Origin of the sequence: Scopulibacillus cellulosilyticus, assembly GCF_042665295.1 — a bacterium.
In the GTDB taxonomy this organism is placed as follows: domain Bacteria; phylum Bacillota; class Bacilli; order Bacillales; family Sporolactobacillaceae; genus Scopulibacillus_A; species Scopulibacillus_A cellulosilyticus.
The window spans coordinates 247,899-268,291 of sequence record NZ_JBHTCO010000005.1 but is presented as its reverse complement, the minus strand read 5'-3'; the positions used below and the strand labels follow the sequence as shown (position 1 = coordinate 268,291).

At 39.1% G+C, this 20,393-nt stretch carries 17 protein-coding genes; 2 read left to right on the top strand and 15 right to left on the bottom strand.

Going from position 1 to position 20,393, the window contains the following annotated elements; translation table 11 throughout:
• Window positions 1–225 precede the first annotated feature (225 nt).
• A complete protein-coding gene (locus ACFQRG_RS07825) occupies window positions 226–480 on the top strand; it encodes a hypothetical protein (RefSeq protein WP_380965304.1) in 255 nt (84 codons plus the stop codon).
• A 226-nt stretch (window positions 481–706) separates the two neighbouring features.
• Here the strand turns inward: ACFQRG_RS07825 and ACFQRG_RS07820 are convergent, their stop codons facing one another.
• From ACFQRG_RS07820 to ACFQRG_RS07760, 13 genes are all read right to left on the bottom strand, one after another.
• Window positions 707–1,273: a PadR family transcriptional regulator gene (locus ACFQRG_RS07820; protein WP_380965303.1), complete on the bottom strand. Its 567-nt coding sequence runs from the start codon at window positions 1,271–1,273 to the stop codon at window positions 707–709.
• 86 nt (window positions 1,274–1,359) lie between these two features.
• A complete protein-coding gene (locus ACFQRG_RS07815) occupies window positions 1,360–2,919 on the bottom strand; it encodes a YhgE/Pip domain-containing protein (protein ID WP_380965302.1) in 1,560 nt (519 codons plus the stop codon).
• Between the two features lie 144 nt (window positions 2,920–3,063).
• Window positions 3,064–4,140, bottom strand: coding sequence for a tyrosine recombinase XerS (gene xerS / locus ACFQRG_RS07810; protein ID WP_380965301.1), 1,077 nt, complete (start codon window positions 4,138–4,140; stop codon window positions 3,064–3,066).
• Between the two features lie 164 nt (window positions 4,141–4,304).
• Window positions 4,305–5,648, bottom strand: coding sequence for an MFS transporter (locus ACFQRG_RS07805; protein WP_380965300.1), 1,344 nt, complete (start codon window positions 5,646–5,648; stop codon window positions 4,305–4,307).
• Window positions 5,649–5,679: 31 nt separating this feature from the next.
• Window positions 5,680–7,824 carry an acetate--CoA ligase family protein gene (locus ACFQRG_RS07800; protein WP_380965299.1) on the bottom strand — a complete coding sequence of 715 codons (2,145 nt, stop codon included), beginning with the start codon at window positions 7,822–7,824 and terminating at the stop codon, window positions 5,680–5,682.
• A gap of 57 nt (window positions 7,825–7,881) precedes the next feature.
• Window positions 7,882–8,280 (bottom strand): Zn-ribbon domain-containing OB-fold protein, encoded by a 399-nt coding sequence (locus ACFQRG_RS07795; protein ID WP_380965298.1) that lies wholly within the window; start codon window positions 8,278–8,280, stop codon window positions 7,882–7,884.
• A 1-nt stretch (window position 8,281) separates the two neighbouring features.
• Entirely contained in the window at window positions 8,282–9,427 is a 1,146-nt protein-coding gene (locus ACFQRG_RS07790; protein ID WP_380965297.1) for an acetyl-CoA acetyltransferase, read from the bottom strand.
• 51 nt (window positions 9,428–9,478) lie between these two features.
• Window positions 9,479–11,011, bottom strand: coding sequence for a class I adenylate-forming enzyme family protein (locus ACFQRG_RS07785; protein ID WP_380965296.1), 1,533 nt, complete (start codon window positions 11,009–11,011; stop codon window positions 9,479–9,481).
• 36 nt (window positions 11,012–11,047) lie between these two features.
• On the bottom strand, window positions 11,048–12,217 hold the full coding sequence (locus ACFQRG_RS07780; RefSeq protein ID WP_380965295.1) for an acyl-CoA dehydrogenase family protein: 1,170 nt from the start codon (window positions 12,215–12,217) through the stop codon (window positions 11,048–11,050).
• Between the two features lie 88 nt (window positions 12,218–12,305).
• On the bottom strand, window positions 12,306–12,758 hold the full coding sequence (locus tag ACFQRG_RS07775; protein WP_380965294.1) for an SCP2 sterol-binding domain-containing protein: 453 nt from the start codon (window positions 12,756–12,758) through the stop codon (window positions 12,306–12,308).
• Window positions 12,759–12,779: 21 nt separating this feature from the next.
• A complete protein-coding gene (locus ACFQRG_RS07770) occupies window positions 12,780–13,745 on the bottom strand; it encodes a ribonucleotide-diphosphate reductase subunit beta (RefSeq protein WP_380965293.1) in 966 nt (321 codons plus the stop codon).
• A 40-nt stretch (window positions 13,746–13,785) separates the two neighbouring features.
• Window positions 13,786–14,823, bottom strand: a complete 1,038-nt coding sequence (locus ACFQRG_RS07765; RefSeq protein ID WP_380965292.1) for a zinc-dependent alcohol dehydrogenase family protein — start codon at window positions 14,821–14,823, stop codon at window positions 13,786–13,788.
• A gap of 335 nt (window positions 14,824–15,158) precedes the next feature.
• Window positions 15,159–16,325: an acyl-CoA dehydrogenase family protein gene (locus tag ACFQRG_RS07760; RefSeq protein ID WP_380965291.1), complete on the bottom strand. Its 1,167-nt coding sequence runs from the start codon at window positions 16,323–16,325 to the stop codon at window positions 15,159–15,161.
• A 394-nt stretch (window positions 16,326–16,719) separates the two neighbouring features.
• Here ACFQRG_RS07760 and ACFQRG_RS07755 point away from each other — a divergent pair, with 394 nt between their 5' ends.
• Window positions 16,720–17,715, top strand: a complete 996-nt coding sequence (locus ACFQRG_RS07755) for an MBL fold metallo-hydrolase (RefSeq protein WP_380965290.1) — start codon at window positions 16,720–16,722, stop codon at window positions 17,713–17,715.
• 47 nt (window positions 17,716–17,762) lie between these two features.
• On the opposite strand, the gene ACFQRG_RS07750 is transcribed toward ACFQRG_RS07755, so the two are convergent.
• Together ACFQRG_RS07750 and ACFQRG_RS07745 are read right to left on the bottom strand one after the other, a co-directional pair.
• The gene (locus ACFQRG_RS07750) at window positions 17,763–19,115 is read right to left on the bottom strand and encodes an MFS transporter (protein ID WP_380965289.1); all 1,353 of its coding nucleotides are present in this window, start codon (window positions 19,113–19,115) and stop codon (window positions 17,763–17,765) included.
• Window positions 19,116–19,299: 184 nt separating this feature from the next.
• Window positions 19,300–20,322 (bottom strand): C40 family peptidase, encoded by a 1,023-nt coding sequence (locus ACFQRG_RS07745; RefSeq protein WP_380965288.1) that lies wholly within the window; start codon window positions 20,320–20,322, stop codon window positions 19,300–19,302.
• Between the last annotated feature and the right edge of the window lie 71 nt (window positions 20,323–20,393).

Below are 20,393 nucleotides of genomic sequence, written 5' to 3'. Positions count from 1 at the left end.
TGAGTCGATGTCCTAATTAATACGGTTTTTAAAATTTTAAAAAGCAAGATATATTTGATGGAGAACAACGAATGTATTTAACAACTGAAAGATTGTTAATACGAAATTTTGAAATTAATGACTGTAAAGCTGTTCATGAGCATACATCAAATAAAAATGTAATACACCAGAAAGTATTGCCGTTTTGTTGAGTAGTGCAGAAAATCAAAATAAGGGGGGAGATGCATGTATGCCGTTTTAACGGTGCTAATAATATTAGTTGGGGTTATTGCATTATTTAGTACGCTTTTAGTCGGCAAGGAAGTTAACACGACAATTAAAAAACTTGAAGAAACTGTTTCACAGGAAGAACATGACAAACTTTTAAAAGAACATTATTTTAAAAGCAAGCGTGTGAATATATTGGTTTTAATATTTATTTATGCAGCGACATTTTTATTAGCCATAATTGCAATGGTAATTTATATTGTCAATAGATAGACAATATATAAACAAAAAATTTTTGACTCTTTGACTCATGGTGTATATATGTAAGTATATATAAAAATAAAAAAAGTGGTTATTGATGAGAGATATATATAAGAAATATAAGAAGATATTTGATAGAATAATTAACTTTTTTATTTTTTATATTGGTTCCTATAATATATATTATGTAAACTAAAATAAAAATTATAAAAAGCGGCTCAAATGTAACCGCTGCTTTTTATATATCCTTAAATAATTCACTTAAACTTTTCGTTTCGCCAAGTTTATGGTCCTTCGCATCTTGAATAATATTTCTCAGCCAAACGCACTCAGCTTGATAATGGATTATCACGTTTTTTAAAATATAAAATAAACCCGGATTAGCATCAGCAACTTTTCGATTATTTTTTAAATCACGAAGATGTTCTTCAATATGTTTTAGACGATCTTCCAAAATTACAGCAATTTCACCGGTATTTCCAAATTCCGTATAAATCAGGGCTGGAAATATTGGATTTCTAAATACAAAACTTTCTTTAAGTTGATCATATAATTCTTGTTGAAATCTAATTCGGCCTTGATCAGTAATACGATAAATTGTTTTGCTGGGCCGTTTATTTTCATGTCTGACTTCAACAACTTCAATTAACTTTTCTTTATAACACTTGTCAATCGCATAATAAAGCGTTCCATCTTGTACTTTTATATAATTTTTCAAATAACTCTCATTGATAAGCTGTTTAATTTCATACGGATAGCGATTCTTTTTCATAAGAGAACCAAGAATCACCAGTTTTAGAGACATCCATTTCACACCCAATTTTGAATTTTTATTAAAATGTTGTTAAACATCAAGAGCATGATAAATTTCTTTGCTCTTGATGTTTTTTATTAACCTTTATTTTTTCCTAATTCTCGGAGCGCCTCGCGAATACCCTTGTCATCATGAGACTTTTTACCTTTTAATGGTGTTTTTGAAGGCTCTGTTATATCCTTGTTTAAATCTGTCCATTCTTTACGAAGAGCAGACCGATAACTGTCATCAGATGTATCCTTTTGATCTTTATTCAGAATACTTTCTTGTTTTTCAGCGGTTTTTTTAGATTTTTTGGTTAAGTCATGAGGTATTTCGTGAATATTAGGTTTCCTAATAGGCATAGTATCTGTTTCTTTATTTTTCATTAGATTTCTTTGAGAAGTTGCTGAAACATACTGATTTGCCGGGACTTCTTTATGTTCATGATGAACATGTTCTTCATGATGAAATGATGGCATAACTTCCTCTACTTCTTCTTCGTTATCTGCATATTGGATTGGTTTTTCCGTTTCTTCTTCTTTTACAATAGTCGATGTAAAGAATACACAAATTATAAAACCGATAACGACAAAAAGTACTAAGGCAAAAACATCATTGATAATAGATGGACCGCCTAATAAAATATCAAAGGTGCCGTTAACCGTATACTTCATCGGCATAATTTTTCCTAAATAATAGTAAAAATCAGGTAATGCGGCAATCGGAATTGAACCGCCTGCTATTTGCGTTTGCAAAATCAGTATTGTGAGATTGACGAGCAATCCATATAGACCAAACAGAATAACAAATATTTGCGTAACCGCCATAAAGGCCAGCATGGCAACAAATTGAAATCCCCACATGACAAAAAAGCCTTTATTAACTGGTACATTAAATAATTCGACTAAGCATACCGCAATAAAAGAACATACAAAAGCCGTTATGAGATTTATGATATTCCTTGCCGCGAATTTCTGCCATTTACTAGCAACCCCGCCAATCATTCTTGAGGCGTTAAATAAATTTAATTGAAGGATCATTGCAGCAATATATCCGGCTAGGCCAAGCATAAACGGCGCCATGACGTGACCCATGTTTGTATCATGGTGTATCTTATGAATATCCGGTATAACCCTTTGTGATGCTTGTTTTACTATTTTTGCCGCTTGATTATCAGGAACATTTAATCTTGACAAAACCTTATCCAAAGTTGTCTGAACAAACTTTTTATCAATAGCTGAAGCTACATTAGAAGCTGTTGATTCCATAGTGCTGGCAACAAGCATTGGATTTGATTCATTCACATAATAATCAAGTTGTGCTTTTTTACTAAGATTTGTAACGTCTTTTGTAAAATCTTTAGGGATTTTTACGATCATATGAACTTTGCGGTCGCTTAATTCATCCCGGGCCTTATACATAGAATGTTCCACTTTTGTTTTATATGGAAGCTCTTTTACTAAAGCATTTGTTATAGTTGATCCTATATGAGGGTCTTCATTGACAATGGCGACTTTTAAATTGGATACATTGTTTGGAATGCTTCCAAATCCTGTTTGCCAGCAAATAATGAACAGAAATTGATAAAAGACGGCCATCACCAATCCGAAAATTGCTAATTTATGTTTGAGTATATGTACAAACGCATTTTTCAAGTCCAGTTCACTCCTTTATTTTTTTATTGTTTACCTAAAATCGTTTATTATGAACATCCAAATGAATATGATACTTTAATTAAAGTGCATTGTAAATTTAAATGCTTTTTTTCAAAATTAAAACACCATTATTTTAATGGTGTTTTAATTCGGGTTATCCATTTTATCAATCGCTTTTTTCATTTCTGTATTTGTCATATGGGTATAAAGCATAGTCGTTTGTACTGATGAATGTCCGAGATGCTTCTTAAGTTTTGGTATATCGTTATTTTCCATATGGTACCGCGTTGCAAACGAATGCCTTAATTTATGAACAGAAAGTGCCGGTTTACCAAAAGCTGTGGCATATTTTTCAATGATTTTTTCAATGGCACGGTTAGATAAGCGCCGGGAAGCTTTTTTGGGACCAATTGCTGTAGAAACAAATAAAGCTTTTTCTTTGGAAGATAGTTGATAGCGACTTTCGCGAATTTGCAGATATTCCTTTAAATCAATCATTGCTTGCTCACTAAAGTAAACGTATTGTTCTTTACCGCCTTTACGCACAACTCTTAAACTGTGTTTTTTATAGTCAATATCGTCTAAATTAAGGCCGGCTAACTCTGATAAACGCAGCCCGGAACCAAGAATTAAAGAAACAATGGCAGTATCCCGTTCACGATTTTTTAAATGAAAATGATAAACTTTTTTATTATCTTTATTGCGTTCACCGTAATCTGAAGCAATAAATTGTCTGAACTGTTCATACTCATCCCCATGAAGTATCTTTCCTTCAATCCGGTTTGCGACCGTTTCCTGATCCTCTTTAATATCATTAAAATCAATTTTAGCCATGACATTCCGGTAAATATACGGTTCAAGTTCTTCAGTCTCAGCAATGTTTTGCAGATAATGAAACAATGATTTTAATGATGAAATTTTACGATTGACGGTTTGTTTAGTATTGCCTAATTGATGTTCTAAATAGGACAAAAAACTTTCTAACTGCTTAGGTGTGAGCTTTTCGAGCATTTTAAGAGTGATCTCCTGGCGTTTACCTTTATGAAACCCTTCAGCAATCATCCAATCGAAAAAGATGATGTAATCATGGCAATAGTTTAATAAAGTTAGGACCGCCATCTTCCTCTTTTTTTGATCTATGAACTCCCCTACATACCACGGAAGCTCCCCCACCTTCTCTTTTAACCTTTTATAATGATGGTTTGCTGTCATTTTTATCACCAAATGCATTATAACATATGAGATAATTACGTAAAATTATTTTTTTACGAACTTTTTCTGTATTATGTATTCAATATTATAAATAAATATAATAAAAACAATTGTTATTATTAAGAAAACAGTTGGAGCAAATGAGCCCCAACCGTCCTGGTATTTTTAAGCCTTTACGTTGTTACATCTGGAGGAACGACCTCTTCTTCTACTTGAGTACGTCGGAACCAAGGACCCCTTGCTGTAAAAACTAACGGCACATAAATGAGTGCGCTTATTGCCGAAATCCACATCCATGCTCCCCATCCGTGCATGGCTACAACAACTGGTGCGATTATTAAAATGACAACCGCAATAACACGAATGACAAATCCCCATAATCCCCATGCGGCGGATTGTAATGAAGCTTTAATGTCCTCAGCATTTTCCGAGAACAATGCCATCCACGGGCCATAGCAAATACCCATTAAGCCGCCTAACAATGAAGTATAAATGATCATTTGCCCTTCTGGGATATCCTGTCCAAACAACGTAGCAAAGTATATCATATAAATAAATGAAAGAACAGCGCCGGTTAAAGATACAACTTTACGTAGTTTAAGACGATCAGAAATCCAACCTGCAACAAGCAGCGTCGCTAAATTTAACAGCCAAAAATATTTGGCAATTTCCGCTGCTTGAGAATGCCCATAGCCAAAGCCCTGAACAAGTATGGTAGGACCAAATGCTTGAACTGTTAAATAAGTCACCAAGAATAAAGAAATACCGATACTCAGTGTCCAAATTCGCGGTATACGGGTAATCTCACGCATTTTTTGATTTTCATTATCCTCAGTTCGACCTTTGAGTGCTTTATTAATTGATTCAGCTTGCTGGTTATTTGTAATGACTTGCGCACGTAATTTAGGTGATAAATCATAAATAAAAAATAAAATTAAAATCGCGCTAACAAATGCAATCGTCCCTTGAATAACAAATTGCGATTGCCATGTATGAAGTACTGGAAGCGTCCAACCTGCCAAACCATTAGCGAAAAAGTTTGATCCTACCGGCCCGAACGTCCAAAAACCATAGGCCAAGGCCCGCCCCATCCGCGGTGAAAAGTCACGGACAAGCCCTGCTGTTGTACTAATGGAAATACCTTCAACCAAACCGAGAAGAACCCGGACCGCTAATAAGCCGAATACTGAATGAACAAGTGTCATGCCATAAACGCATATAGCGGTTAAAAACAGACTTGGAACAAGATACCTTACCCGGCCATGACGATCAGCTATCGGCCCGAATATTAAAGCCGATAAAGCTGCAGCAATCGTAGAAACCGCAGAAATCATGCCATATTGCGTTAACTCTATACGAAGATCTTTAAGAAGCATTGGTACAACAGGGGCAATTTGCGCTTCATAATTCGCAATAAAATTAGCAAGGATGACAATGAACAGCAACCAAATCCTTCTTCCGCCAATCGGATAAATGGTCAATTCACGTTCATAAAACATGCGGTTGGAGCGGGCCATTTTAGTAAAACCTCCCTTTTCCTCTTTTAAATTAAAAAATTTTAGCTGGTTGACGCCAAACAACCATAGCATCTAAAGCTTCTACATTAGAATTGTCAGCCCAAAGCGGATTAACCTCTAATTCCTGCAAATATTCGGAGTTATCAGTTGCTATTTTTGTCAATTGATATATAACATCTACAATCTTTTCGATATTAACCGGCGGTTGTCCCCGTACTCCCTCTAATAAATCAGCGCCGCGCAATTCACGAAGCATCTCTCTTATTTCACTTCGTTCAACAGGCAATATCCGTAAACTTGTATCTTTTAACACCTCCACGAATACTCCGCCAAATCCGACAGCAAGAACCGGTCCCCACAAAGGATCTTTCAGGATACCGACCAATAATTCGATTCCCTTTTTCCGCATTGGACTAATAAGTACCCCTTCTAACCGGTTGTCACCCTTTTTCATAATTTTTTCGACCATCGTTACATACGCCGCTTCAACCTCACTATCTGATTTTAAATCTAATGAAACACCCCCTATATCGCTTTTATGGGCAATATTACTCGACTGAATTTTCATCGCAACAGGAAATCCTATTTGACGGGCAGCGGCGACTGCTTTATCAATGCTTGAACAAAGTATGCCGGGGACTACCGGAATATCGTTTTCCGCTAAAAAGTGTCTGGCCTCATTTTCAGACCATGTGACAAGCGATGAATTTTCTTTAAAATATGAATGGTTCACAAATGGCAGAGTTACTGAAGCTCTTTGACTTTCTAAATAGTTTTTTCTCTTTTCGTACCACCATAGCGCTTTCCCAAGACCTTTCATGCCATGTTCTATCCCGCCAATAAAATGAACCTTGGCTTGATTTACCACTTCCTTTCCAAAAGAAACAATATCAACACAAGCATTAGTGACAAAAGCAATTGGTATTTTCGACTTGGCCGAAATCTCACCCGCCTGACGGAATTGTTCATAGATAGGTAAAGGATTATCGGGCTTTATCCGAGGGACATCTAAAAGGCATAGGATAAAGTCAAACCCCGGGTCACCTGATGCAACTTCTAAGGCTCTTAACATTAATGTTCTATCCACAACAACGTAACCAGTGACGTCAAGCGGGTTATGGACAGTAGAAAAATCAGGAACAATTTTTTCAAGCTTATTAACAGTTTCAGATGAAAACGCAGGCAATTCAATCCCTTCATCTTTGGCTCGGTCGGAAATGATATCACATGCACCTCCCGATGGCGTAACAACCCCCATTCGTTTGCCGGGCAGGTGATCAATATAACCTAAAATACCAGCTGTTGTTATTAAATCTTCTAACGAGTGAACACGAATGACCCCAAGCTGACGAAAAGCTGAATCATTTACGGTGTCATCTCCCACTAACGACCCGGTATGAGCCATAGCAGTCCGGGCGCTTTCCTCACTGCGGCCAATCTTTAATGCGATAATTGGTTTTCCGCAAGATAAAGCTTTATGCGCCAAGCGGCGAAATTCATCAGGATTACGAATCGATTCCAGAAAAAGAGCAATCACACGAGTGGCATCATCTTCGATTAAATATTCTATTACATCAGTTGTTGACATCATCGTTTCATTTCCCATAGACACGAGGAGACTAAGCCCGACATGGCGAGCTTCAGACAAGGTTACTAACGAACTGGCTAATGCACCGCTTTGAAGAACAATACCAACCGGTCCAGACAATAGTGAATGAGGAAGAGGCAGCCCATAAGGAGTAATTTGTTTGCTAACATGAATAAAACCATTGCCATTAGGTCCTAGAATGACTTGGTCATGCTTGTTGGCAAACTCATATATCTTCTTTTCCAATTCACCTCCTTTCTCGCCGGTTTCACTAAACCCGGACGTTAAAATAACAAAGTTACGAATGTTTACTTGACATGCTTCTTTTAAGACTTTCAGAATTTGATCCTTCGGTACCATTACGAATGCTAAGTCAACCCGCTTACCGATTTCCAAAACGGATCGAAAGGCTTTTTCTCCGTGTACAACATCCTTGTAAGGATGGATGCAATAAACCGGTCCGTTGAAACCTGAGTTCTTAAGATTCATGAATGTATTTAATGACCACCTGGAACGGTCAGTCGCACCGATTAAGGCAATACTGTCAGGACAAAAGAATTCACGCAATCGCTCAGGGGCTAACGGCATTTTTAGAATCACGCTCCTCAATTATTCCCCTTTTTAATAACTGTCCGCTTATTTTTTCTATATTAATTCAAAATAAGGCAACGTTAATTCATCGCCTGCCTGTTCAAATACAACTTTTACCGTTTCATCTATGTGCACTTTTGATCTTTCACCAAGAATCCGCGTCATCATTCTTACACCTTCATCCAGTTCAACAATAGCAATCACAAAAGGCGTTTGATTATGGAATGAACCAAAGGCGCGGTGAACAACTGTATAAGAGTATATTTTACCAATCCCTTTAGATTGCACCCATTTGATAGATTCAGAGAAACAATGCGGACAAATGGCACGCGGATAAAAAATATGTTTCCCGCAGCTCTCACACAGCTGTATCCATAATTCATGTCTATTGATTCCATCCCAAAAGGGTTTAGAATCACCGTCTATAAGCGGTTTGGGGATTTGATTTTCCATACTAATCCCTCCCTAAAATAACAGTCGAAGTCGAAGATAAAACCCCGCCCGTTCCATTAACTAAAGCTAATCTCGCATCATTGACTTGCCGGTCGCAGCATTCATGCCGGAGCTGACGGACGGCTTCGATTAACAAAAAAATACCGTACATGCCCGGGTGGCAATAGGAAAGGCCGCCCCCGTTCGTATTCATTGGAAAAGATCCGCCTGGAGCGGTACGCTGACCGCTGACAAAAGCACCGCCTTCTCCGGGCTTACAAAAACCTAAAGCCTCAAGTGTTAATAGGACGGTAATCGTAAATGAATCATAAATTTCAACGACATCTAAATCATTATGAGTGACACCTGCCATTTCAAAAGCTTGTCTGCCAGACTCACGTGCGCCTGTCATGGTAAGATCAGGCATGTTTGTGATCGTATTGTGGGTATGCGTTTCGCCGTGTCCTAATATCCAAACCGGACGTTTTCTGGCATTTTTGGCAGCCTCAGGCGATGCGAGAACTATGGCCCCGCCGCCGTCAGTAACTAAACAACAATCTAATAAATGCAATGGTTCACAAATCCAACGTGAATTTAATACATCTTCAATTTCGATCGGCTCGCGTTTAAAAGCTTTTTCATTCATTGAAGCCCATTTTCTTGTTGCCACAGCAATTTCAGCCAACTGTTCCGAAGTCGTTCCGTACTGATGCATATGGCGCATAGCGGCAAGGGCATAGGCACCAACCGGCGTCGGCAGTCCGAATGATCTTTCGTATTGCTCTGTTAACGCACTGATCGGCAAGGAGCGGTAACGCGAGCGATCAGACCGCTGTGTACTGCCGTAGGTAATAAGCGCAACATCAAACAAACCGGCACGAATACCTGCAACGCCGTGTGAAATATGAGCCTCAAAAGATGAACCGCCGATATTTGTTCCGTCAGTATATTTGGGCTGAATGCCAAGATATTCAGCCAGCATTAAATTAGGTGACCACGCCCAGTTACCAGCCGTAAAAATTGCATCAACATCGTCTTTTTCAAATCCTGCATCATCCAGAGCAGCCTTGGCCGCTTGTGCTTGAAGCTGAAGGACAGTCTTACCCGGAGTCTCGCCAAGGTCTGATTCAGCGGCACCGACAATAGCAGCTGTACGTTCTGATTTCATTTGTCTCACCTCTCTTTTTCACATACCAAAGCAAATCTCAACATTGTAAAACTATGAAAATAAATCAGCGCTCTGCGCTAATTCCCTTAATTCTGTTTTTAATATTTTTCCAACGCCGTTTCTTGGCAAAGCGTCAACAAAGATAACTTTACGCGGGGTTTTGTTTTTTGCTAAATGCATCTGGCAAAATTGAAGCAGGTCAGCTTCTGTTATTGTTGTCTCAGGCTTTTTCACAACATATGCCAATACTTCTTCTCCCATTCTGTCATCCGGGACACCAATAACTGCGGCTTCTGAGACTGATTCGTGACTGACAAGCAATTCTTCAAGATCGCGCGGATAAATATTAAAACCGCCGCGGATAATTAAATCTTTCTTACGGTCTACAATGTAAAGATAGCCGTCTTCATCTACTCTTGCCAGGTCACCGGTATGAAGCCATCCGCCTTTTAATGCTTTTTTCGTTTCTTCATCATTTTGAAAATACCCCGGTGTTACGTTATCTCCACGAACAATAAGTTCCCCAATTTCACCTGTCGGCACCTGATGATCTTTTTCATCAACAATACGTATGTCAACACCGGGAATAGGGACGCCTACCGATCCGGGTTTATGCGGCATACCTTCACGATGCGTTGTAACAACCGGTGCTGCTTCAGACAAACCATAACCTTCAAATACATCAGCATTAAAATTTTCTTTAAAAGCTTTTATGAGTGCCAGAGGCATCGGCGCCGATCCCGAACCAACCCTTTCTAAACTTGATAAATCATATAAATTGGCATCCGGACTGGATAACATGGCATGAACCATAGCCGGTACAACGGAAAAGCTGCGAACTTTATATGTTTCAATCGCTTGAAATACTTTTGAAACATCAAACTTTGAAAATATGACAATTGAGCTCCCTGTGAGAAAGCATACATTCGATGTTGTCAGACCATAGACATGAGCTAATGGCAAAACGCCAATGGTTGTTCCTCTATCTTTATTATTTACAGCGGCACTCTCTGCATTTGAATATAAATTTTTATGTGTTAAACGAACCCCCTTAGGCTTTCCTGTTGTTCCTGATGTATAAAGGACAACTGCTGTATCATTCTTATCAATGTTTTCATCTGATTCTGCCGCAGTTTCATTTTCATCAGCCAAAGTTAATAATTCATAAAAACCGATAACATCTTCATCAGGGACTTGATCGACCGTAATGATAGATGGCTTAACTTTGCTTTCTGACAGGCCAACTTTTACTTTTGGCAAGATTTCTGAAGAAGTTATAATTGCCTTTGCTTCGGAATGGCCGGCAATATACCCGATTTCTTTTCCATGAAGCAGATACATGACCGGAACAATAACGGCACCGATTCGTGCTATTGCTTGATAAGAGAAAATCACTTCCGGCATATTCGGAATACAAACAATCACACGATCACCTTTTTTGATGCCTAAATGCCTTAAACCCCAAGCAGCTTTCTTAGCATAGGTCAACGTTTCCAGATTGCTGTATGAATGGTTTTCAAAATATAAAAAAGGGTATTCACCGAATGTTTCGATATTTTTCTTTAAAAGATCGGTTAGCAACACTAAATGTCATCCCTTCCGCTTAAGTATAAAAGTTTTCTAATCCATTAATTCGCCGACCTTTACATGTCCTTTTAACAGGTTCCGAGCAATAATATAACGCTGAATCTCATCGGTTCCTTCAAAAATTCTCCACAATCTCATTTCACGGTACCATCTTTCAATAGGCAATTCTTTTGTATATCCCATACCGCCATGAATTTGCAAAACCCTGTCAACAACTCTGTTAGCCATATTTGTACCGTACAATTTTGCCATTGATGCCATGTGTCTATTGTCTTTGCCCTTTTCAGCCAGCCATGCAGCACGAAGAACCAGCCATTTCGTTGCTTCTATTTCTACTGCAGAATCCGCGATCATCCATTGGATTGCCTGACGTTCGGAAATCGGTTTACCAAAAGTGACACGGGATTTCGATTGTTCGATCCCCATTTGTAAAAGACGTTCCGAAGCGCCTACACCGCGGGCGGGAATCATCCAACGGCCCTGACCGATCCATTTCATTCCCAGATTAAAGCCTCCGCCCAGTTCCCCGAGAATATTTTCTTCAGGAACGCGGACATTTTCAAAAACTAACGAAGCCGGTCCCCATTCTCCCATCGTTTGAATATATTCAGATCGCCATCCCATATCGCGATCGACAAGGAAGCATGTGACCCCGCCGCGGGCGCCTTTTTCTTTATCTGTCACCGCAAACACCATGGCAAAATCCGCTTCATTGCCGTTTGTAATAAAAATTTTCTCACCGTTTAAAACCCAGTGGTTTCCGTCTTTGACGGCCGGCATACGAATATTTGCAGCGTCTGAGCCCGCTGTTGGTTCTGTTAAGGCAAAGCACGATCTCCTGTCACCGTTAATGACAGGCAATAAATATTTCTCTTTTTGTTCCTCATTACAGTAATAAAGAATGTTATCTGCAGAACCGCCGAAACTGAAAGGTACAAACGTGCGTCCCAGTTCCATTTGAATAAGTGCCGTCATCACAGGCCCCAGGTCCGCGCCGCCATATTCTTCAGGCGTATTAATACCCCAAAAGCCAAGTTCTTTAGCCTTCATTTGCAAATCTTTAATCTCTTCCCGGGTCATTCCCGGCCTTCCTTCCCGTTCATTTCGCAAGACTTGCTGCTCATATGGCATGAGTTCGTTTTTTACAAAATTCCGGATCGTTCTTTGAACCATTTTTTGCTCTTCTGTTAAAGTGAATTCCATATAAAATCACCCTCCTGGAATCTATTGATTAATCAAAAGTATCCTTTTAGTCATTTCATATTGAAAATCGCCCTGGCAGCCGCCGGCATTATGCAGTTTCAAATGCTGTTGGCACACGGATCCCTGCACGAAGAAGTTCAACAAAAAAGTAAATGCCCCGAAAAAATGCATGCAGATTCCCTTGTAATAATCGCAATTTGCGATACATTAAGTTTTGCGTAAGCTCCCGCTTGCCATTAATGATCTCAAACCAATCATCCTTACTGCCTCCCAATACAAAATCAGCTGAACTGCGTTCTTCTTCTGTTCCAAGGTGTGAATGAACAAGCTCCCCTTTTTTTAAATCAAAATACGCATAACGATCTAAGCTGTTTTGCTCTGTTAAAACAAGTGCCAGACGGATATCCATCTTTCCCTTGCATTTATCAATCCATTGCCAGTAATGATCATCAACTGCTTGTTTTCTCTCAAAACTGGGTCCTTTTTTTAATTCCTTCGAAAATTGTTCTACCCATTCATTACTAAACAGCTGGCAGGCCATTATATCCCTCCTTTTTACCAATCAACCTCCGGCAGCCGCTTCAGGCTCAATTTCTTCAAGCCGTTTTTGTAATTCGTCTGGAATTGGGAGGCTGATCATTTTAAATTTTTTTTGTAAATTTTTCATCATGATCCCTTTTAAAGCGTCTCTCTCTAATCCAAGTGACGAAAATTCAATTTTTTGCGTATAAGTGCTGCTTATCATCAGCATTGTTTCGACAGTATCGTAAACAACACTCTTTAAAGAAGGATCATCATTCAGGAGTTCTTTAAGCAATTTCATGCCAAATTGAACATGCCGGGATTCATCTCTTGTTGTTGCAATAAACCCTTTATGAAAAGATGGCAATACATTATTTTCCTTGCAAAAGCTTAACGTAACTTTCATGACGCTTAAGGCAAGAACACCTTCAATCCACATTTGATAATTGGTCAAAGCGGAAACAAGCAAGCGCCTGTCTTCAGGGTGCAGCCGAATTTCGTCAACCAGATACGCAAGAAAACCAAATGAACCAATAAACGTTTCGCTCATATAGTCAAAAGATTTGTCAAGCGTTTCTGTCATGTCATTGGCATCTAATCCAATGGCTTCCCTGTAAAACCGGTCAAAAAAGATTGTGTGTCTTGCCTCATCTTCAAGATGGCTTGCCATAAACATTTTATGCTCATCCTTCGGCATCGCTGATATCATTGGTATAACGTCAACAGCAACTTGACGTTCCCCGTGATGAAAACCTGTCGCGATACTGAGGAAGCTTTTGCGCTGGTCATCTGACAGCTTTTCATTCCAATCAACCCGGTCTTGGGAAAAATCCAATTCGTGGACATTCCAGCGCTGTTTCTCGAATTTTTTATGAAGCTCAAGCGGGTAATTGTAATCGACTTTCTGTAAGCCTTCATGGACATAGTCAATGACATTGTCAACGTGAAAATCAGTATGTAGTGAATCAATACTGACCTTATCGATCTTTTCAAAATTAGTTGTCATTATCTTCTTCCCTCCCTTACGCTGCGTGTTGATCATCGCTTTACCACTTTGTAACAATTGAAGCGCCCAATGTTTGAAATTCGGTCATTGCTTCAATTTCTTTTCCCGCTTCTTCAATAGAAATACGCTTTGTCACTAATAAACCTGGATTTAATTTGCCTGTTGCAACGAGCTGCAACATTGTCGGGTAGTAAGGTGCAGGCATTCCAAGCGAACCTAGAAATTGAATTTGTTTAAAGACAATATAGTCAGTTGGAAGCGCTGTCATTTTGTTTTCCGATGAAGCAATGCCTAATTGTAAATGGCGGCCGCGTTTTCTTAATGATAATAGAGCATTTAAAATCGTATCGGAAATACCAAGTGCATCAACAGATACATGTGCACCGCCTTTTGTTAATTCTTTAATTGCTTTAGGTGCATTTTGTTCCCTACTATTAACAACGTAAGCTGCACCAAGCTTTTTCGCAAATTCCAGCTTTTCAGGCATGATATCAACGGCTATAGGAATCGCACCGGCAGCACTGGCAATATGAATAGCAGACAAACCAACGCCTCCGCAGCCATGAACAGCAACCCACTCCCCGGGACGAACCTTCGCCTGTTCCACTAAACCATAGTATGCCGTCATAAAACGGCAGCCAATGCTCGCGCCTGCTTCAAAGGAAACTTCCTCAGGCAATTCGACGAGATTGACATCTGCGTTGGGAATCGCGGCATAGCGTCCGTAGCCTCCCCAATAATGAAATCCCGGCATCATACTGTTATCACATATGTTGTGATGTCCTGCTAAACATTCAGGACAAGTGCCGTCCCCTTGAGAAAAGGGAATAATAACTCTGTCTCCTTTTTTAAACCGTTTAACATCTTTGCCGGCCTCTTCAATGACACCAACAAATTCGTGTCCAAGCACAAAAGGGAGCGAAGCCACTTCAATATCTCCCACCCAGGCATGCCAATCACTGCGGCATACGCCATTAGCTTCAACACGTATAACAGCACCGTTTGCATCAATAACCGGGTCGGGAACATCGCGGACGACGAGCGGTTTCTTAAGACCTTCCATAACAGCCGCTTTCATAGTTTTCATCCTTTCTTAATTAAAATAAGTTTATTGTTTAAGCGATCTATATTCATGGTTGTCTCTAATGATTCAGAAGAACTTAGGGAATGATTGACTGTGAAGGTTTTTTAGTTGCAGCAAAATTTGTGCGGTTAAAAGTTATTAGCGGATATTTAAAAGGTTATCAATGAGTTTATATTTTAGTTCAACTTGTAAAACGGAATCCCTGCGTTAACTTATTAAGTTTTGAAAACTATTTTATTTAAAAAGAAAAAGTAATGTGATATTTCAATCAGGCGGATCGCTCTCCACCTGATTCAAAGTATTTTAGCTTACTAAATCTTTGGATTGATTTAATAATAATCTCCAAGTTTTACATGGCCTTTTAATAAGTTTCTGGCAATAATCATGCGTTGGATTTCGTCTGTGCCGTCATAGATACGCCATAATCTGGCTTCCCGGTACCAACGTTCAATCGGTAATTCTTTTGTATATCCTAAACCTCCGTGAATTTGCAGAACACGGTCAACAACATGGTTACCCATATTGGCCCCAAATAATTTGGCCATTGAAGCAAGATGACGGTTATCTTCACCTTGATCCAGCGTCCAGGCAGCGTTAAAGACGAGCCACCTCGCTGCTTCAATTTCAACAGCAGAATCGGCAATTTGCCATTGGATTGCCTGCCTTGATGAAATCGGCTTTCCAAATGTTTCTCTTTCCTTTGAATAATCAATTGCCATTTGCAATAGTCTTTCAGCAGAACCGACAGCCCTTGCACCGACGATCCATCTTGCAAAACCAATCCACTCTAACCCGAGATTATATCCGCCGTGTAACTCCCCGAGAATGTTTTCTTCCGGAACATGGACATTATCAAAGACAAGTGACGCTGGGCCCCATTCACCCATTGTTTGAATGTATTCGGATTTCCAGCCCATGTCACGGTCAACGAGAAAACAGGTGACACCGCCGCGGCCTTGTTTTGATTTATCAGTAACAGCAAACACCATCGCAAAATCAGCATCATTGCCGTTAGTGATAAAAACTTTTTCGCCGTTAAGTACCCATTCGTTTCCCCTTTTTTCGGCTGACATTCTGATATTTCTTGTGTCTGAGCCTGCCCCAAGTTCTGTAAATGCGAAACAGGAAACCTTTTCACCGTTAATCGTCGGGATGAGATAGTTCTTTTTCTGTTCTTCATTTCCGTAATAAAGAATATTGTCGGCATAGCCGCCAAAGGAAAATGGGACAAAAGTTTTCGCTGTTTCGATCGTAACAATGGCGAGCATCATTTGGCCCAGGTTAGCACCCCCGTATTCTTCAGGGGTATTGATGCCCCAAAAACCAGCTTCTCTAGCCTTATTTTGTAATTCTTTGATTTTTTCTTTGGAAATTCCCGGCTTCCCTTCTAATTCATTGCGAAGAACTTCGTTTTCGAGAGGCATAAGTTCTTTTTCAACAAACTTTCTAATTGTTTTTTGAACCATTTTTTGTTCATCATTTAATCGCAAATGCATATGACATTCTCTCCAGTCTATTATTGTTTTTATATTGTTTGAACAGGCAACCCGGCAAACAACTTTTATATACCAACTGGTTAGTATTTGTTTTAAATTTTAGTACAATTATTTAGAAAATTCAATCCCCAATCGATATTTTAGTAGTGGAGGCTTCGAAATTAATCTTGAATGATTAACGAAAAATAGTCTCGATCTAACATTAGATATACCGTCTATAAAAATTTCATCATTTAGCATACCTAATGGTTAGTATGCTATAATAATATAAATATTATCTGAATAATGCAATAAAGGTTGTTTGCTTTAAATAAAAATTTAAAGATTGAGATAAGGAAATATCAAGCTATAATAGTATAAAACGGCAGAATTCTATAATAGGAGAGAAATCTTAATGTCATACAAACAAGTCGGACCGATTCGTATTTTAACCGGTGAAAATAACAGCCATGTCCCTTTTTGTACAACACTGTTAGTGGAAGCTGAGGATGAAACGGTACTCATTGATTGCGGCGGCGGCAGGAAAGTTTTTGATTATATAAAAAAGCATCATTCTGTTGACAAGATTTATTTGACCCATTACCATCTCGATCATATTTGGGGGGCTTATTTATTTGAAGGCGCTGAAATTTTTATTAATCCGTATGACTTTAATAAATTGACCGATTCTTATGAACTTGCCAAAGCTAATGGCGTAGAAACCTTATACGGCAGTCAAGGTGTAGAAAAATGGGTTCAAAAACAAATGATGAATAAAAAAGCCCCCGTAAATGAAAACAAACCAAGCTGGGGACCTGTTATAGGCATTGCTCAACACATTTATCCCTACGGCAGGCCGATAAACATTGCCGGAACAACGATGACAGCAATTCATGCTCCCGGCCATACGGAAGGTTTCTGCTGTCCGTATTTTCCTGAATATGGCGTCCTTTTCGTCGGAGATTACGACCTGACTTCTTTTGGGCCATGGTACAACGATGCTGATTCGGACATTGATCAATTTATTGAATCATCTCAAAAAACGTTGGAAACTGATGCTAAATATTATGTTACCGCTCATCATAAAGGTATATTTGAAAGAAAAGAATTTGAGGTGCGTCTGTATACATACATTGACAAAATATATGAACGTGAGGAAAAAGTAAAAAAATCGATCCAACAAGGTATTCGTCCAAAAGACATTGTTTATCAAGAGATCTTTTATTATTTAATAAACCATCAACAAAACAAAAACCTGGTTAAATCGGAAATTATCGGTATTGCCAAACATATTGAACGATTGATTAATCAAGGGTATGAATTTGAAGACTATTTTCAAGATTTTATTACATGGCATGAGATTCAGCCTGATGCCTTAAACTACAAAAGCAAACCCGTAAATGAAAAATGATTTCTAAGACAAAACGCCGACTGTTTAGAACAGGCGGCGTTTTGTCCTTAACGGCTCGTATCCCGCTTTTTGGCCGGCATACGTATCGTAAGCAGCAAAATAATGACACTAACGATAAGACAAATGATTGTAATAATATGCAAGTGGGCACCGTCCATATGCTTATTAAAGAACAGCGCGAGTAAAACTGATGATAAAATGGTGCCAATATAACGGCTTGTTTGAAACAAGCCTGATGCTGAGCCTGTTTCTTCCGGTCTGGCAAAAGCATAAAGTGCGGTTTGCATGCCGATATTGTTAAAGCCATTAGAAATCCCTAATATCGATAGCACTAAGAACATCCACCATACAGGTGAAGCCACATGGATAGTCAAAAGTAATATTGTCCCTATAATAACCGTTAAGGCGCCGACTAAAAGCGGCGGTTTTGAGCCCTTCTTATCAATCCAGCGTCCGGCAAACGGTGCGATAATGACGCCGAAACCGGCAATGGATAGCATAATAACTCCTGTACTCTTTTCACTAAAATGCTGTGCCTGTTGCAGAAAAGACGGCATACCAAAAAAGATTGAGTAAAAAATTAAATTGATACAAATAAACTGCAGGTAAACAAATGATAGATTGATATTTGTTTTTAAAGCCTTAAAATCAATAAACGGTTCTTTTGGCCTTTTCTCCTGAAAATAAAAAAGCAAGCTTGAAATGACAGCAACGGCCAAAGTCCACCAATGGATCGGTCCCTCAAAAGATAAAAGAAACAGCAGGATCATCACAATGCTGATGATGAACAGGATGATACCAATAAAATCGATCCGTCTTAAATCCAGCTTCACCCTGCCATCCCTTGGCAAAATAAAGATAGCTGAAATGAACGAAGCTATAATAAAAGGAAAATTAATAAAGAAAATAGCCGGCCAGTCACCAAAATTAATTAAAAATCCGCCTATGGACGGCCCAAAGGCAGCTGAAGTTGAGGAAAATATACTTAATATTGAAAGTGCCCGGGCCCGATTTTTAGAAATGCTTTGCCGTATCATTAACATACCGCTTGGAAACAACGTGGAACTCCCTATGGCTTGAAGCATCCGGAAAACAATTAACCAGCCAAAGTTTGGTGAAAATGGTGCCAGGATTGACGCCAAACAAATAATGATCAGCCCTGCTAAAAACATTCTTTTCGGTCCAAACATATCACTCAATTTCCCCATAATAGGCTGCCCGACTGCACTTGCTAAATAAAATGTTGAAATTAACCACGAAACGCTTGCAAAGGTTAAATCAAATTCATGCTGCAATCGTGTAAGGGCAACCGAAATCATTGAGGAATTGAGCGGATTGAGTAACGTGCCAAGACCGATTGTGACAACTAAAAGCCAAGGTTTTCTTATCGTCTCACTCATTACAAAATCTCCCACTTATAGTCTCATGCTATTATATTATTAAGTTGGTTTTACAGAACGTGACAATAGTTAGCTTAAATGCTAAACCTTTATGACAAAAGCGTCAAATATTACTGCATAGCAGAGTTATCACATAAAAAGCCCTTCCAAGCATACAGTAAAATATCTTAGAAGGGCATTTAAATTAATTAAAACGTTTAGCACCCAAATAACGCGGGTGCCAGTATGGATTGCTTAAGCTTTGAATTTCTACGCCGCGGGTTGAGCTGACATGGATAAACTGGTTGTTTCCTAAATAAATTCCCATATGAGAAGGACCTTTTTTGTAAGTTTGGAAATATACAAAATCACCACGCTGCGGCGAACTGACGCTTTCCATTCTGTCCCAATAGCCTGCCACGGTTAACCGGGGGTATGACATTTGTTCGTTAAGGACATAGTAGATAAATCCGCTGCAATCAAAGCCTGACAGTGACGTTCCGCCCCATTTATAAGGCGTTCCCATTAGAGCTTTTGCATCTGAAATTAACTGATCAACATTTAACGAAGCTGAACTTTCTGCATGTGCATGGCTGGAAGCGCTGTGGCTTGAGCTTGAACTGCTGTTTGAATGACTTGCCGCACCGCTTAGTTTCAGATGCTGACCGACATAAATCGTGTCACCTTTTAAACCGTTTAGTGATTTAATCTGACTGACGGTTGTTCCGTGAGCCTTTGCAATTCCCCATAAAGTATCTCCAGACTTAACAGTGTAAGTACTGGCATTAGAACTAGAACTTGATGAACCTGAACTGTTGTCTGAATGTCCGGAAGTGCCGCTGAGTTTCAAATGTTGGCCGGCATAAATTGTATCTCCTTTTAAACCATTTAGAGATTTAATAGCACTGACGGTTGTTCCGTGAGATTTTGCAATCCCCCATAAAGTGTCACCAGATTTTACTGTATAAGTACTGGAATCTGTGCCTGCAAAAGAATTACCTGATGTTTTGTTGTCATCAGGTACGTTTAAAGTATGTCCGGCGTAAATGCGATCGGAGTTTAAATGATTGACTGCTTTTAAATGATCAATAGTTGTATGATATCTTTGGGCTATATCCCAGAGTGTGTCTCCTTTATGTATCGTTATTGTTTGTGCAGATGCACTTGTTGCAAATGTTACAGTTCCTAACAATCCCATTGTTGCGACTGCTGCAGCAGTTTTTTTCATGATGTTTTCCCTCCGAATGATTATCTAGTCATTTAATAATTTAATAGATTTTGTCGAAAAATACTAGATTA

Bases quoted from the DNA above. Each gene is read 5' to 3' on its own strand.
- ACFQRG_RS07825 (WP_380965304.1), top strand. From the start codon at position 226: ATGTATGCCGTTTTAACGGTGCTAATAATATTAGTTGGGGTTATTGCA.
- ACFQRG_RS07820 (WP_380965303.1), bottom strand. From the start codon at position 1,273: ATGTCTCTAAAACTGGTGATTCTTGGTTCTCTTATGAAAAAGAATCGC.
- ACFQRG_RS07805 (WP_380965300.1), bottom strand. From the start codon at position 5,648: ATGGCCCGCTCCAACCGCATGTTTTATGAACGTGAATTGACCATTTAT.
- ACFQRG_RS07800 (WP_380965299.1), bottom strand. From the start codon at position 7,824: ATGCCGTTAGCCCCTGAGCGATTGCGTGAATTCTTTTGTCCTGACAGT.
- ACFQRG_RS07795 (WP_380965298.1), bottom strand. From the start codon at position 8,280: ATGGAAAATCAAATCCCCAAACCGCTTATAGACGGTGATTCTAAACCC.
- ACFQRG_RS07790 (WP_380965297.1), bottom strand. From the start codon at position 9,427: ATGAAATCAGAACGTACAGCTGCTATTGTCGGTGCCGCTGAATCAGAC.
- ACFQRG_RS07780 (WP_380965295.1), bottom strand. From the start codon at position 12,217: ATGGAATTCACTTTAACAGAAGAGCAAAAAATGGTTCAAAGAACGATC.
- ACFQRG_RS07775 (WP_380965294.1), bottom strand. From the start codon at position 12,758: ATGGCCTGCCAGCTGTTTAGTAATGAATGGGTAGAACAATTTTCGAAG.
- ACFQRG_RS07770 (WP_380965293.1), bottom strand. From the start codon at position 13,745: ATGACAACTAATTTTGAAAAGATCGATAAGGTCAGTATTGATTCACTA.
- ACFQRG_RS07765 (WP_380965292.1), bottom strand. From the start codon at position 14,823: ATGAAAGCGGCTGTTATGGAAGGTCTTAAGAAACCGCTCGTCGTCCGC.
- ACFQRG_RS07760 (WP_380965291.1), bottom strand. From the start codon at position 16,325: ATGCATTTGCGATTAAATGATGAACAAAAAATGGTTCAAAAAACAATT.
- ACFQRG_RS07755 (WP_380965290.1), top strand. From the start codon at position 16,720: ATGTCATACAAACAAGTCGGACCGATTCGTATTTTAACCGGTGAAAAT.
- ACFQRG_RS07750 (WP_380965289.1), bottom strand. From the start codon at position 19,115: ATGAGTGAGACGATAAGAAAACCTTGGCTTTTAGTTGTCACAATCGGT.
- ACFQRG_RS07745 (WP_380965288.1), bottom strand. From the start codon at position 20,322: ATGAAAAAAACTGCTGCAGCAGTCGCAACAATGGGATTGTTAGGAACT.